Annotated in this window: 17 protein-coding genes; 2 read left to right on the top strand and 15 right to left on the bottom strand. The window is 36.6% G+C overall.

From position 1 onward, the window contains the following. Positions 1-131: 131 nt before the first annotated feature. The 7 genes from M3175_RS08830 to M3175_RS08800 all read right to left on the bottom strand — a co-directional run bounded on the left by M3175_RS08830 (position 132) and on the right by M3175_RS08800 (position 4,828). Positions 132-695, bottom strand: coding sequence for a histidine phosphatase family protein (locus M3175_RS08830; RefSeq protein ID WP_251517914.1), 564 nt, complete (start codon positions 693-695; stop codon positions 132-134). 104 nt (positions 696-799) lie between these two features. Beyond that, a complete protein-coding gene (locus M3175_RS08825; RefSeq protein WP_251518638.1) occupies positions 800-1,630 on the bottom strand; it encodes a pentapeptide repeat-containing protein in 831 nt (276 codons plus the stop codon). A 391-nt stretch (positions 1,631-2,021) separates the two neighbouring features. After that, a complete protein-coding gene (locus M3175_RS08820) occupies positions 2,022-2,315 on the bottom strand; it encodes an antibiotic biosynthesis monooxygenase family protein (RefSeq protein ID WP_251517911.1) in 294 nt (97 codons plus the stop codon). 18 nt (positions 2,316-2,333) lie between these two features. Continuing rightward, positions 2,334-2,786 (bottom strand): GNAT family N-acetyltransferase, encoded by a 453-nt coding sequence (locus M3175_RS08815; RefSeq protein ID WP_251517909.1) that lies wholly within the window; start codon positions 2,784-2,786, stop codon positions 2,334-2,336. Between the two features lie 33 nt (positions 2,787-2,819). After that, positions 2,820-3,008 carry a hypothetical protein gene (locus M3175_RS08810; RefSeq protein WP_251517907.1) on the bottom strand — a complete coding sequence of 63 codons (189 nt, stop codon included), beginning with the start codon at positions 3,006-3,008 and terminating at the stop codon, positions 2,820-2,822. 9 nt (positions 3,009-3,017) lie between these two features. Next, entirely contained in the window at positions 3,018-4,184 is a 1,167-nt protein-coding gene (locus tag M3175_RS08805) for a TraB/GumN family protein (RefSeq protein WP_251517906.1), read from the bottom strand. 110 nt (positions 4,185-4,294) lie between these two features. Continuing rightward, positions 4,295-4,828: a hypothetical protein gene (locus tag M3175_RS08800; protein WP_251517905.1), complete on the bottom strand. Its 534-nt coding sequence runs from the start codon at positions 4,826-4,828 to the stop codon at positions 4,295-4,297. A gap of 185 nt (positions 4,829-5,013) precedes the next feature. Between M3175_RS08800 and M3175_RS08795 the strand changes: the two genes are divergently transcribed. Next, the gene (locus M3175_RS08795) at positions 5,014-6,615 is read left to right on the top strand and encodes an ATP-binding protein (protein WP_251517900.1); all 1,602 of its coding nucleotides are present in this window, start codon (positions 5,014-5,016) and stop codon (positions 6,613-6,615) included. 99 nt (positions 6,616-6,714) lie between these two features. Here M3175_RS08795 and M3175_RS08790 read toward each other — a convergent pair whose 3' ends face one another. The 5 genes from M3175_RS08790 to M3175_RS08770 form a co-directional block, all read right to left on the bottom strand. Continuing rightward, on the bottom strand, positions 6,715-7,551 hold the full coding sequence (locus tag M3175_RS08790; RefSeq protein ID WP_251517897.1) for an HAD family hydrolase: 837 nt from the start codon (positions 7,549-7,551) through the stop codon (positions 6,715-6,717). Positions 7,552-7,620: 69 nt separating this feature from the next. Then, positions 7,621-7,941 carry an MGMT family protein gene (locus M3175_RS08785; protein WP_251517894.1) on the bottom strand — a complete coding sequence of 107 codons (321 nt, stop codon included), beginning with the start codon at positions 7,939-7,941 and terminating at the stop codon, positions 7,621-7,623. A 98-nt stretch (positions 7,942-8,039) separates the two neighbouring features. Then, positions 8,040-8,786, bottom strand: a complete 747-nt coding sequence (locus M3175_RS08780; protein ID WP_251517891.1) for a hypothetical protein — start codon at positions 8,784-8,786, stop codon at positions 8,040-8,042. A 149-nt stretch (positions 8,787-8,935) separates the two neighbouring features. Next, on the bottom strand, positions 8,936-9,700 hold the full coding sequence (locus M3175_RS08775; protein ID WP_251517887.1) for a DUF2087 domain-containing protein: 765 nt from the start codon (positions 9,698-9,700) through the stop codon (positions 8,936-8,938). 173 nt (positions 9,701-9,873) lie between these two features. Then, complete coding sequence (locus tag M3175_RS08770; RefSeq protein WP_251517884.1) at positions 9,874-10,080, bottom strand: hypothetical protein; 207 nt, start codon at positions 10,078-10,080, stop codon at positions 9,874-9,876. Between the two features lie 171 nt (positions 10,081-10,251). On the opposite strand from M3175_RS08770, the gene M3175_RS08765 reads away from it, so the two are divergent. Next, on the top strand, positions 10,252-10,929 hold the full coding sequence (locus M3175_RS08765; protein ID WP_251517882.1) for a hypothetical protein: 678 nt from the start codon (positions 10,252-10,254) through the stop codon (positions 10,927-10,929). A gap of 30 nt (positions 10,930-10,959) precedes the next feature. Here M3175_RS08765 and M3175_RS08760 read toward each other — a convergent pair whose 3' ends face one another. The 3 genes from M3175_RS08760 to M3175_RS08750 all read right to left on the bottom strand — a co-directional run bounded on the left by M3175_RS08760 (position 10,960) and on the right by M3175_RS08750 (position 13,362). Beyond that, entirely contained in the window at positions 10,960-11,325 is a 366-nt protein-coding gene (locus M3175_RS08760; protein ID WP_251517879.1) for a nuclear transport factor 2 family protein, read from the bottom strand. An 11-nt stretch (positions 11,326-11,336) separates the two neighbouring features. Continuing rightward, positions 11,337-11,672, bottom strand: a complete 336-nt coding sequence (locus M3175_RS08755) for a PTS sugar transporter subunit IIB (protein WP_251517876.1) — start codon at positions 11,670-11,672, stop codon at positions 11,337-11,339. Positions 11,673-11,739: 67 nt separating this feature from the next. Further along, positions 11,740-13,362 carry an ABC1 kinase family protein gene (locus M3175_RS08750; protein ID WP_251517871.1) on the bottom strand — a complete coding sequence of 541 codons (1,623 nt, stop codon included), beginning with the start codon at positions 13,360-13,362 and terminating at the stop codon, positions 11,740-11,742. Positions 13,363-13,372 lie beyond the last annotated feature (10 nt).

Genomic DNA, 13,372 nt, shown 5'->3' with positions numbered 1-13,372 from the left:
AGTAGTAAAAAAGCCCCCATGAGGGTAGCCGTTAAAATTCCATAACTATTATTTTAACATATTTGTTATTTTAAGAAGCGATCAATGATTATACTAATTTGCCTACTATGAATAGGACACATTGTATCAATTCATTTAGTATATGTAGTAATTTGCCAATGCTTCGACGCAGGCCTTTTCACGCCTGTCCATCCCATTTGTAAAAGTTCTTTCGCTATTAAGATATTAAAAAATCCATGTCCGACCAATACCACAGATTGCGATTTTCCAGCCGAACGGACAAGTTTCTCTGCCGCGAGTTTGGCTCGACTTTTTGCATCTGAAAAGGATTCGCATCCACTAGAAAAACCCGCAACCCACAAACACCGCATCAAAACCGTCCATCCTCTAGGCTGCAATCTTACTTTCGAGAAAATTCCCGATAATGTTGGTAGCTCAACTTCTCTAAACAAAGAATCGGAAACTATGTCCACTGTTGAAATTAATAATTTGGCAGACTCCCTAGACCTATATAAATCACTTGTATAAACCATGTTGGCAGTTTCCAATTTCTTTTGCGTTTCCACCGGGTAAGTTTCTTCTGCATAAACTCCATGATCATTATATCTAGTAACCCAGTTTTCAAATTGTTTAGATGTAATCCAATCATTTTGTACCCATTTTGATCTTCCATGTCTTATTAATGAAATCTCCATAAATATATCTCCCAGATGAAAAATGAAAAAGCAATGTCCATGAAATCTACACTGCCCATCCTGAAAATAAATCATTTGTCCATTCCCCGATGGGTTTACTTAACCTATGTTAGCCAATGTTCTGGTACTTTTAAGTGAGATGGTAATTTAGTATGTTTGTCGCCTTCTGCAGCATTTATTTGTGCTTGTGTAAGAAAGATACTTCCTTGTAAATTAGCACCATGTAAATGGGCATCTCTCAAATCGGAACCGATAAAGTCACAATAACGTAGATCACTATCCCGAAGGTCAGCAGCAATTAGAAAAGCACCCCTCCAACTCATACCTTTTAGGTTGGCACCTTTTAGTTTGGCACCAATTAAATCCATGCCTTTTCCAACTTTTTTCTGATGACTTTTGTCTTTTTTCACTTTCAGACGAACAAGTTCACTTGATTTTAAAAGGCATTCATTTACAATCACACGATGATTGGACACATTCAGATCCATTAGCTCCATCGGATTAAGTTCCGTAAGAGCTTCCGTCTCATCTAGTACCTTTTGTATTTCGTTATGAATGGAACGAGTTTCCCCTAGATTCAGTGCTTCCTGTAGGTAGTACAACATCTCGTGAATTTGCTGCATGATTGGAAAAACATGAAACATTTCTTTCGCTGCTTTCTTATCTTCCCGCCAACCTCTTCTTTTATAGGTAAATTGTGAAACCTTTTGTCCAGCTCCAAAGCATTCATACACGGTGCAGCCTTTATACCCCTTTCCCCGTAAACCTTCATGAATTCTACAGCGATAATCCTCCTGAAGATTTTTACACGGCACCCCACCATCTTTATCTACAGCAAAATCAGCTGATTTGATAAAAGGCAAAGCGACACAGCATAAACCAAAACAATTTTCACAATCAGCTTTATAATTTTTAAAAAGATCTTTGTTTGTCATAGTTTGATTAAACAACCTGTACACTCCTCATCCAAATATAAACAACAATCATATCCTTATACATCTATCGCGTGATAACCTATTTCTTGTTAAAAAAAGGGCATTAAAATAAGAAGTAAACATGCACCCAAAACAAGTACATTGGTTACGTTCTTGGGAAGCTTTTCTCTCCCCTTCCCCTTATACCATCCACTAAACTGCCATCTATTCCGATATAAAACAAATAAAAGAATATAAATAGATAGAAAAACTATCCACTGTTTATCAGCTATATTTATTCCAATAAATTCATAGATAAGTTTACATAGTACCTCTAACATGCTCCCTAGAAAACCGAACAACAATATGATTCTCACTAGCTCTAATAGGACCCACATAGTATGCCTCCGAGTTAGAGTTCAACCTTACTAAAATGCTCTACTATCGGAAACGGATCATAGAAATGGTGTAATAATACTTTCCACTCCTGGTACTCTGCTGAGCCTCGAAATCCAATTGTGTGATCCTCTAATGTGTCCCATTTCACAAGTAACAAATACTTTCCCTTCACTTCCAAACAGCGCTGTAACTCATGTGAGAGATAGCCTCTCATACTGGAAATAATTCCGGAAGCTTGTCGAAATGCCTCCTCGTATTCCTCTTCAAGCCCCTCTCTAACCTGAAGCATAACCGCTTCTAAAATCATAAAAACTTCCCCTTTCCTTTACAAGTCTCTTGCTAGTCGAATCATATCTCTACAAAGAATACCATTTTCATAAATTTCCTCTGAGTAATTCTTACTAAAAAAGTCGATGTCTACACCCACAATTCGAAAGCCACATTTTTGATAAAGAGCCAGTTGTCCAATGCTTGAATTACCGGTTCCTATTTCAATTCGTTGAAATCCACGATCTTTCACTATCTCGATGGCATGCAAAACAAGCTTTTTGCCAAGCCCTTTCCCTTGTTCACTCTCCAAAACGGAAAGATTCACCATCTCAACAGTTTCAGGTCTAGTAGGGAGTATTACGTACACGCCAACTACTATGTTGGCTTCCTCAGCTATGTAGCATTCCCCTCTTCTGATATACTTTTCTACTATTTTTCGAGAAGGATCCGCTTCAAGCAACAATTCGTATGGGACAGATTCCCCCGCATTAAGCTTTCGTATGTTCATAAATATTTCTCACCTATGTTTTGTTACTTTCCATTATACACCATTTATGTTTTTCAAATCGGAAAGAATTCGGTTCTTTCCTGACCCGATTTCATCTCTTTTATTTAAATACGGATTTAGTTCACTTAACCCACTAAATTCTGGATATCCATGGAACGAACCGAACCAATAGCTCCCACCTAAAAATAATAAAAAAGATGAAGACCCACTCTGGATCTTCATCTTCCTATATTATAAGTTCTCGAAGAACACTCGGATGACGTCTGCTCCGCCAATAACTGTTCCTAGTGTACTTCCAAGATTTGATAGTACTACAATTAATAATATTCGACTTACTTTGTTTTTCCAGAATCCTTTTACACTAAACACGTCTTCAGATAGCGTTTCAAAATCCTTAACACTTGGACGTCTGACATATGCTTGGGCAAGCCCGGCAAACCAGCCTGATGCGAGGACTGGGTTTAAGGATGTAATTGGAGCTGCCAAAAAGGCCGTTAAAACCGTCAATGGATGTCCGAGTGCAATTGCTGCACCTAATGCTGATAACCCACCATGCCACAAAATCCAACTGAATGTTTGGGATAACCCTGCTTGCGGATTCGCAATAAACGTATACGCAATGATGGCTAAGATCATCACAGGAATACTCCAGCCAATAATTTTTGGCCATTTTGATTTAGGGGGAACAGCTGTTAGCTTGGTTAAGTCCTGTTCTTTCTTAATTTCTTCCTTGATTCCTGGAACATGTGCTGCTCCAAGAACGGCAACAATTTTCTCCCCTGGCGCCTCTTTGATTTTTTGTGCTAGATATTGATCTCGTTCATCAATGAGAGGCTTCTTTAATCGTGGAAAAGTTTCTGTAAATTCATTAAGGATTGCTTGAAGCGTATCCTGACTTTTCATTTTTTCCAATTCTTCTTCCGTAATACTTTCCTTGCTAAAAATACCTGCGATTACTTGACTTAAAAGAAGCGCTTTTCCTTTAAGGCCAATTCCACCCCAAATTCTCGCAAAGGTGATTTGGATATTCCGATCGGCAAGTACAAGAGTGGCACCTGTTTCTTTCGCTGATTCTATTCCTTGTATCATTTCCTGCCCTGCTTTTATCCCAAATTGATCTGCCATCCGATTTTGAAAGGAAGAAATGGCTAAATTCATTAGTAATAAGGAGGCTTTTTTTTCCTTAATCACTTGTATGATATCCATTTCTTTCCATTTATTTCCATCTTTAATCGATTGATATCTTTGCTTATCCAACTCTACACATACAGCATCAGGTTTCTCAGCTTCAATAACCTCCTTCACCTGCTCTGCACTATGCTTTGATACATGGGCGGTCCCAATAAGTATGTATTCTTTTCCATCTAGATGAATTCTTGTAATGTTATCTTCTACCATAGATACCTTCCTTTAAAACCATCACCTGATTTGTCTACTAACCTAATAATGATGTCTATGTTCTTTTTGTCCATTATAACATGAACACGCCACCGATTGCGCCTGTTACTCTAGCTATCTTTATCTACGATTCCTTCAAAAAGAATCGTTTGCTTCTGAGTAATCCCAAAGTTTTTATATTCAATTATCATTTTAGCTATGTCTTTGTCCCAGTTGATATCCCTTAGTTGTACCTTTAATACCAACGATAGTTTATCATTTGTGACTTTAAAATTTTGGACTGGACGAAGCTTTTCTACTACTCCCTCTTCAATGGCATCAATTTCGTAATACATAGAACCAAAATCCTCATCTATAATGAAAGGGGTGATTTCTATTTGATCTTTATCTTCATTTATCTCCGTACCATCTTCTTTAAGCAAAAAAATATCTTTTATCACTGGTTTTCCTATCCCGTTCCAATCCAAGGAATAGCCAAAGTAAATGGGGGTTTTTTGTACGAAGAACATTTCATTATCTTTCGTTACCCGTGTATGGCTCCACTTTACAAATTCACCATCTTTAATGTAATAGATGCACACTGAAAAAATAGATACAATAAAGATACCTAAGACCAATAAAAACAAGCTTTTTGGATTTTTCACCCTAGACCTCCTTTTTCATAAACTGCTTGAGATACTTTACGCACAGTATTTGAAAAAGTTTCAATTCCTTATTAATTATCACCATATACTTTATATTCCTCCCCAAAGGAAAAAACACTAGGATAAAAGATACATATTTCATGTTATAATACAATTTGCATTTATTATTTTTGAGGTGCTATTCGATGAACGAAAAGGAACCACATTATGTCACACTTTCAAAACGGAAGTGTAAAGAAATCGGGATGGATCCAAATGAGATCGTTCGTCCCAGAATTACTTTATCCAAATTAGAGGTTCAAAAAAGACAAGAAGCGTATAAAGAAATACTGTCCGTCGTTCGTTTCTTTTCAGAAAAACTGATTTTGACTTTACAAGAAACCCCCATCTTCATAGCTATATCGGATTCAGAAGGTTATTTATTAGACCTAGCAGGTGACGACCTCATAAAGTCTACTATTGATCGGTTCGGGATTCACTTGGGAAGTTTATTTAGACAAGAGGATACAGGAACGAATGTAGTTAGTTTGGCATTAGAACACCAGCACCCCATCCAGTTAGTGGGCAAGGATCATTACCACACCTTCCTTCATGAAATGGCCTGCTATGGCGCTCCATTTCATTACACAGATGAGGATAATCTATTAGGTAGCATAAATATCATGGTCCCTGTTGCTTTTCACAATCCATTATTTTTGCCAATGCTTACCCAATTAGTCGATTCTATTGAAAGAGAATTGCTTTTAAGAAAACAAAATCGTAAGCTTAATATCTTTAATCAAGTATTGATAAATGGAGCTAGAAACGGAATCATTATTACTAATGTAAACGGGATGATTTTAGAGTTTACTGATTTTGCTAAACAAATTTTTTATAAACCCTTTACAAGTATTTATGAACTTCCCATTATAGGAGACTATTTCAAGGGCGTCCTTACTATGGATGAAATTTATGATAGCAAAGAAGTCACTTTTCAAAGTGCTTTGGGAGACCCCATTATTTGTCTCTTTGATGCTCAACCAATATATGAAGGTGAGAAGATCATTGGCGCGTATGGACAACTACGTGACATGACAGATCGCTTCTTTATGGAGGAAAAGATAAAGACGGCTGAAAAACAAGTACTAGCTGGGCGTATTGCGGCTGGTATAGCACATGAAATAAGGAATCCTCTAACAACTGTTCGTGGGTACCTCCAATTTCTTGAAAGAGAGGTGGGGACTGATATCGGTCAATTATTTTCGAATCTACTCATTCCTGAAATTGATCGAGCGAATAAAATTATTACAGACTTTCTAAGTATTGCGAAGCCTTCCGAAAAAATGTTTGAACGCATACAAATTAAGCATTTTTTTACAAACTACTTATGGAATTTCCTTAAAAGTGAAGCTTTGCTGCACAACGTGAATCTGGACTTTAATATACCACCACATACGGAGAATCTTTTCATCTTATGTAATCGAGAAGAGTTGCTTCAGGTATTTATTAATCTATTCCAAAATTCTTTACAGGCTGAACGGGATATCCCCCTAGCCGTAAATATATGTACAAATTTAAAAAATGAGCATATCCAAATAACGTTCAGTGATAATGGGAAAGGTATTCCTGCCAACATTGTGACGAATATTTTCGAACCATTTTTTTCAACAAAAGACATGGGGACAGGATTGGGCCTATCGGTTTCGCTAAAAATTATTGAAAACCACAATGGTCAAATGACTGCCAAAAGCATGGAAAATTCAGGGACTACCTTTATAATAGAACTCCCTATTCATAAGGAAACCTAATAAAAGCAGCTCAATGGAAGCTGCTTTTATCTTATTATTCACCCTTTTGCATCTGTATAAATAGCTTGGTTACAAGATAGGCGATAAAAATCAATTTTTTTATATTAATTGATATTTTTTAAAACTATTATAAATTCCATCGTTATCATGCGTATCTGTAATATCATCAGCTGCTTCTTTTAATGCTTCTTTTGCATTGCCCATCGCAATGCCAAATTGCACAAACTGCAACATCTCTAAATCGTTCATACCATCTCCATAAGCGTAGGTGTGCTCCCGATCCACTTGTAAATGCTCAAGTAATTTCTCGATCGCCACCGCTTTATGAATTCCTGGTACAGATAACTCGCCACTATTCTCTCCAAACAGTGGTACCGTACTTGGTATCACAGTAAATTTTGATGAGAATTCCTGCTTAATCTTTTCAATAGGAAGGTTAGATCCTAAAAAAGAAATTTTATTAATATCATCCCGAATTAAATCCTCATCATCAATTAAGCAATCATGAAAAGGTTGAATTCCCTTTTTGACCTCTTCTACAGCATGAGGATTTTCTGCTAAAAAGTTAGTAATAATCCCTTGAATATGCTTCTTACAATTCTTACTCGCAAATAATCCCCCATTGGATTCAAGATAAAAATCTATTTGATGCTCATTGAAAAACTCAACCAAATGTATAACATCTTCCTTAGAAACTCTCTCATGAATTAAAACCTTTTCGTCTACTTCAATGTAACCCCCAGCAGCACCAATAATCCCATCAAACCCAATTTCCATGATGTCTTGAAATAATTCCGCCTTTGAACGGCCGGTACAAATAAATACTTGATGTCCATTCTTTCTTGCCTGTTGGATGGCTCTTTTCGCTGATTCAGGAACTACTCCGTGTTCATTTACAAGTGTTCCATCAATATCCATAAAAATAACTTTTTTCAATTTGATCACCTTTACTTGTTTAATTGTATTTGTATGAATCCGTTTACCGACTTGTATAATAACTATTTACTAATCCTTTTTGTCTACTCGACGCCACTGATATTCATCTAAACAAACCTTCCCCGTTTCGCTTACCTTCACTCCCTCGCTTTGAAGAGATAAGACTTGATCATGATAGGAAGAATCATCCTGGATAGAGATTTGCCCTTTAGCGTTTAAAACACGATGCCAAGGTAATCGATGATTTTTACTCATCGAGTGAAGGATGCGAACAACTTGGCGAGCAGCTCTAGGACTACCTGCTATTCTGGCAATTTGACCATATGTCATTACTTTGCCTTCGGGGATATCTTTAATAATCATTACTACTTGCTGGGTAAATGGCTGCATGTGAAATATCCCCTTTCTTTACATCTAGTAATTATAACATTACTGTAATCTGGTCTATATAAAAAAAGCTGAAGGCTACTTAAATAGCCCTCAACTTTTTATTCTCTAATGCCACCCTCATACAGTACTTCAAAATAACGATTAACAGCATTCCCAGAATCATTAGTAGCAGATATTCTAAAAAAATTATATGCCTGACTATTTTCATTGAATACAATGTTCTTTTCAAATGAACTTGTTAAGTTCTCCGTCATTTCATCCCCAAATCCAGAAGTACCAAATAGTAAGAAATCAGCATCTGAACGACCTTTAAAGGTTATGGTATGATCCCCTTCAGGTAAATGTGTTACCAAATCAACAGGACTCTCGATTAATAATTGTGGAAGAGTTGTATTTGGTGCTTCTTTGAACAAAAGACCTTTAAGCGTAAATTCGTAGGTAAGCAGTGACGGGTCTTCCGGGGATTCAATAGGATTAGAAGTGACAACGAACATGTATTCACCTGCAGGTAATACATCTCCATTACCATACATTGCTCCCCAATTTTGATCAGTAATGATAAAATCTGAACCATCTGTATTCGGTCCCCAGATTACATTAATCGTGCCTTTTTTAGTAGTAGAAAAAAGATAATAATGTGTTTCAAGGTCTCGATATATATTACCTTTCCATTGAACACTTGTGATTTTCTTTTTTTCTTTTACTCCTTTTGTTACCTCTTCTTCTGCATTTACAGAAAGATCTAATACCGGGACAGCTTTTGCAGGTAAGAAACTTGGTGTTAGAAATAGCAACACCATAAATAGCCCAATCCCAATTAGTAATAATATTCTTGTTTTTAACATTTCGCTTTGCACCCTTTCCTAACAATAAATGGGTGGTTTATCCAATGCCTTTTTGTTTGCTGTATCTATTTCCACTAATAAGGTAGACGTGATTTTTTTGGTAATGTTACATATTTTTCACACAAAAAACACGACATTACAAGTCGTGTCTATTGCTTAACCCAGTATTCTGTACAGTCCTTGCTACGTTCCATAAAACCATATTCAATCAAATATCTACGAATCGTAGCAAAATCAGTGTAAATGGATTTTAGTAAGGTATTCACTTCAATTTCTGTATAATGTCTATTTGGTGTAAATCGGGTGAGAATATGTTGAAGGATAATAATTTTTCTTTTTTCTTTGCTAGGAAAACTATCCAATGGACCATTCAGACCCTTTTTAAAATATGTCTCTAGTACTTTTTCTTTTTCTTCTACGGTTATTGCGTACCGTTCATCCACCATTTTTGCCCCCTTATGAATTTGGATAAAATCTTTATGGTTTTTTTCCGTTTGATTGTTCAAAACGTTCATAATGGCTAAGTAAATCTTAGCTTGCTTTTCCTTCTCCCTAAATTTAAAACGATGGTTTCTTATCGTTGACGTACTCCCGCCATCCATTTCTTTCACAATCTCCTTATCGTTTAAGCCTGATTTAAAAAAGGTAAGTAACTCCTTTTGGTGATCTGATAAACCCGTATACTTTTTGTCCATGGACAGCAAATACTCAAAAGGAGATCCATGTGAATTGATAATATGCTGTGCTACCGCCTTTTTCGCTTCAAGCAGCCTATCTTTCATAGGATAAATCACACCATCTTCAAACGACTTATAACAAAACAGGCAAGTGTACTCTTCTTTTTCACCATCATAATAAAAGCCTTGAGACAGTTCCTCTACAGTAGCTTCCCAAAATCGTTCTTCATTAGACAAAACAAACACCTCTATAATATGTTTATTAATTATATAAACATTATATTAATATGTTTATAAATTATCAACAAAAAAAGACCTTGTTAAAATAAAAGATCTTTATATTACCTATTTAAAAAATTCCTTCTTATAGAAAAACACTTCTCCCTATTTGGAAGAAGTGTTCTTGTACATTACTTTTTCTCATTAAAGTAGTCTTTAAATTCCTTCGTATCTGTTAGATCTTTATTTTGATAATAAGGATTATCTACTGTAGAATCCTCTGGATCTAAATTTGTTTTAATGACTAACATAGGCGCTTCTGTATGTTTGGCAATTACACGATCATCCAATTGTTCAAAATCAGGTAGTTTGTCACTTCCAGGTTTACTTGGTTCCACGTTCACACACCTCCTAATAATAGGATGCTTTAAGGCATCAGAACTATGTATGAAAAAAGTCGCTAACTATAGTGAGGGCCATTATAGTTGATATTGGTTTTTTATGGTACGTACCTAATTGAAAAACTAGGAAATAATATGAACGATAACCTTGAAAGGGAGGGATTTTCTATGTCTTTAGAATGGTTTGACCGAGTAAGTGGTGAATTGCAAGATCATCTAGAGTCTATCTGTGATAAGTATGATCAAGTGGGGCATATGTCTGTTGATCGTGGTGCAAAACATCCACGAATGGAGTTTTATGTAGAAACAGAGGACGATGATCGCGAGTATTTTTGTACCCTTTATTTCGATCCACATAACGAAGAGTTCTATATTGATTCCATTGATGTAGAGCTTGGACAAACGTCAAAAACAATCCTTGCTGATATTGAGGACATAATCGATGCGGTTCATGAAAGCTTACATGACTTTATGAATGATGATGATTTTGATGATGATGATTACTATGAAGTGGACGAAGCTGATGACGATGTTGAAGTTGATTATGTACTTATGGACGATGAAGATGAAAGCGATGATATACTAGAACAAGTTGATGTCGAGTGGGAAACTCCTGAAGTGACGGCCTTTATGTACGAAGATGAGATTGAAGTTTCCTACCAATTCGGTATTGTTCAAGAGACAGGGGACGGTGTTCTTCGCAGAGTGAACCGAATATGGACAGATGACGACGAATTAATTAAAGATGAAACTAATTTTATCTTCTCTAAAGAGGAAGCGAGCACCATTATTGCCATGATTGCGAGCCATATGGATTCTTTAAGTGACTTTAATTATGACCGGTAAAGAGCAGCTAGATCACTCGATTTGAGTGATCTATTTTTTCAGTTCATCTGGTTCTTGATTTGTAATTGTCCCTTGGTGAAAATAAAGCTGCCATCTGCCATCTATTAATTTCCAAATGGAGCTTCTAAGGGTATTCCGGCTTCTTGTTGTATCTTTAATAAAATAAGTGGCTAACACCACATCTTTTGTTAATGGATGAATTTCGTAATTGTAAAGAGTCATTTCTGTTAATACGACACCCGTCTCTAGACATTCTTTTTTTGTAAACATGGACCCTGAACTACCAATTTCAAAAAAATCATCTGCTAATATTTCATCTAGTTTTTCCTTACTTCTTCGGTTTTCAAGATTAGTATGACTCTCCTCTAACTGTCTTAAATGCTCTTTTAAATTCATATCAACTCTCCTTATGAAATATTATTTTTAATTAATTCGTTGGCGAATGTTAAAACAGCTTCCCCATTACAAGTTCCGTAGTGCATGGGTTGTATCATATCTATCGGAAGTTGAAACCCCTCTTTTTTTGCTAATTTTTGAAAATCAGGAAGCAAATAACGTACCTGCGGTGCAACGAGTAACACATCTGCTTTTCGCAAATGTTCTAAATGCCGCTCAACCTCTCCAACACCAATCGCCCAAATATGATAGGCATCCTCTCCGTATTGCTTTGCTACTTCCTGCATTTTTGTGACTAATAAACTTGAGGAAAATCCCCCACCACAGCATAAAAGGATGTATTTCATTATTATTAAACCTCTCTTCTTTTTATAAAATACAATGAGAACACCAACTTAGCACACTCTCCTATTCTCATCCCCGCCTCTTCTTCTCTGGCATGTATTTCATCCATTTTTTCTGCTTATAGCTTGCCACCCAATATCCTACAAAGGAAGCTACCGATAATCCCATTCCTATTTTCCAAATAAAAGGGTTCATTACATACAACCCAAACCCTACACCCATTAGACTGACTAGCAAAAGCTGAAATATTTGCTTTTTTATATTTTCTTGAGTGATAAATAAGAATTCTCTTCTCTGTTCGGTTTCCTTTAGTTGCTCAAGCTTTTGCGGCGCTTGAAGAAATTCATTGGCTGAGTGAAGTATTTTAAAGATTGGTTGAGATTGAAGCCACTGCCAGATCAGAGACCATTTATTACTTTGGTTTTTGAGCCACTCCATGAACACAGGTTTCCCAAGTTCAAGTGGTTCTTCTTCTGGAGCCACGTTTCGTAAAATTCCTTCTATCGTCCCAACAGACCGTCCTAAAAACACAAATCTAGTTGGCACCTGTATAGGAAGGGCTTGAATTAAGTCGTTCATCTCTAATTTTAATGCAAGCAGGTCCATATTTTTCAACTCGCCCATTTGAAAGGATAAGAGCTCAGATAAATGTCTCTCCATTGTTCGAGGATCCGCATCTGGAAGCAAGAATCCCAAGTGTGCCAAACACTCAACAGCCTTTTTGTAATTTTTGGCTAGGAATGCCTCAATGAGTGCTTGAAAATAGGAAGCATCTTTTTTGCTGATTTGTCCTACCATTCCAAAATCTAGTAATATAATTCTTCCTTCTGGACTTACCATAACGTTTCCTGGATGGGGATCAGCATGAAAATAACCTGGTTCTAACCATTGTGGCAGAAAGAGTTCAATAAGTTCTTGAGCGATTTCTTTTCGACTGATTTCTATTTGTTCTAATCCCGCGACATCCGTTAGCTTTATTCCTTCTGCCCATTCCATAACAAGCACCTTGTTCGTACAAAGCTCTGGAAATGCATGAGGTATTTTAACCGTATTACGATTCTTGAATCGACTATTAAATGATTGCAGGGCTTCCAACTCTCTAGCAAAGTCAAGCTCCCTTTCAATCACTTCTTTTAATTCCTTATATAACATTTGAAAATTTATAAATCCTTTTGGTACGGGGACAAAATGGTCAGCAAACCAAATGATGATTCGTAGTGTCCGAAAATCTATTTCAACGATAGACTGAATGTTTGGACGCTGAACTTTTACAGCCACCTTCGTTCCATTTTTTAATAATGCCTGGTACACTTCGCCGATAGAGGCAGATGCGACCGCCTCTTTCTCTATATATTCTATATGCTGGTAAATCGAGCCTCCCCATTCTTTTTCAAGAATCTGCTCGATATCCTCCCATTTTGACGGCGGCACATGGTCAGTGAGGTCCTCCATTTGTTTGATAAAGGCATGTGGAAGTAGATCTGAACGAATACTTAATATTTGACCAATTTTGATCAATAGCCCTTCTAATTCGAACAGAGTTTTCCGAAACCTCTCACCGATAGTCTCCCACAGCTTTTCCCACTCTGACTCAGGCTTTCTGCATAGCTTGTACCAGTAGATTTGCAGAAAAATAGTAAATGCTAGAGACAACACCTTTGTCATACGAATGAACTTACTTTGAACTTTCATTTCTAACCCT

This window comes from Robertmurraya korlensis (assembly GCF_023715225.1).
In the GTDB taxonomy this organism is placed as follows: domain Bacteria; phylum Bacillota; class Bacilli; order Bacillales; family Cytobacillaceae; genus Robertmurraya_A.
The sequence above is the reverse complement of the archived record's forward strand: the minus strand, read 5'-3'. Positions and strand labels throughout refer to the sequence as shown.

Coding starts and splice junctions, on each gene's coding strand:
- M3175_RS08830 (WP_251517914.1), bottom strand. CDS start 695: ATGGAGATTTCATTAATAAGACATGGAAGATCAAAATGGGTACAAAAT.
- M3175_RS08825 (WP_251518638.1), bottom strand. CDS start 1,630: ATGACAAACAAAGATCTTTTTAAAAATTATAAAGCTGATTGTGAAAAT.
- M3175_RS08820 (WP_251517911.1), bottom strand. CDS start 2,315: ATGATTTTAGAAGCGGTTATGCTTCAGGTTAGAGAGGGGCTTGAAGAG.
- M3175_RS08815 (WP_251517909.1), bottom strand. CDS start 2,786: ATGAACATACGAAAGCTTAATGCGGGGGAATCTGTCCCATACGAATTG.
- M3175_RS08810 (WP_251517907.1), bottom strand. CDS start 3,008: ATGAAGATCCAGAGTGGGTCTTCATCTTTTTTATTATTTTTAGGTGGG.
- M3175_RS08805 (WP_251517906.1), bottom strand. CDS start 4,184: ATGGTAGAAGATAACATTACAAGAATTCATCTAGATGGAAAAGAATAC.
- M3175_RS08795 (WP_251517900.1), top strand. CDS start 5,014: ATGAACGAAAAGGAACCACATTATGTCACACTTTCAAAACGGAAGTGT.
- M3175_RS08785 (WP_251517894.1), bottom strand. CDS start 7,941: ATGCAGCCATTTACCCAGCAAGTAGTAATGATTATTAAAGATATCCCC.
- M3175_RS08780 (WP_251517891.1), bottom strand. CDS start 8,786: ATGTTAAAAACAAGAATATTATTACTAATTGGGATTGGGCTATTTATG.
- M3175_RS08765 (WP_251517882.1), top strand. CDS start 10,252: ATGTCTTTAGAATGGTTTGACCGAGTAAGTGGTGAATTGCAAGATCAT.
- M3175_RS08760 (WP_251517879.1), bottom strand. CDS start 11,325: ATGAATTTAAAAGAGCATTTAAGACAGTTAGAGGAGAGTCATACTAAT.
- M3175_RS08755 (WP_251517876.1), bottom strand. CDS start 11,672: ATGAAATACATCCTTTTATGCTGTGGTGGGGGATTTTCCTCAAGTTTA.
- M3175_RS08750 (WP_251517871.1), bottom strand. CDS start 13,362: ATGAAAGTTCAAAGTAAGTTCATTCGTATGACAAAGGTGTTGTCTCTA.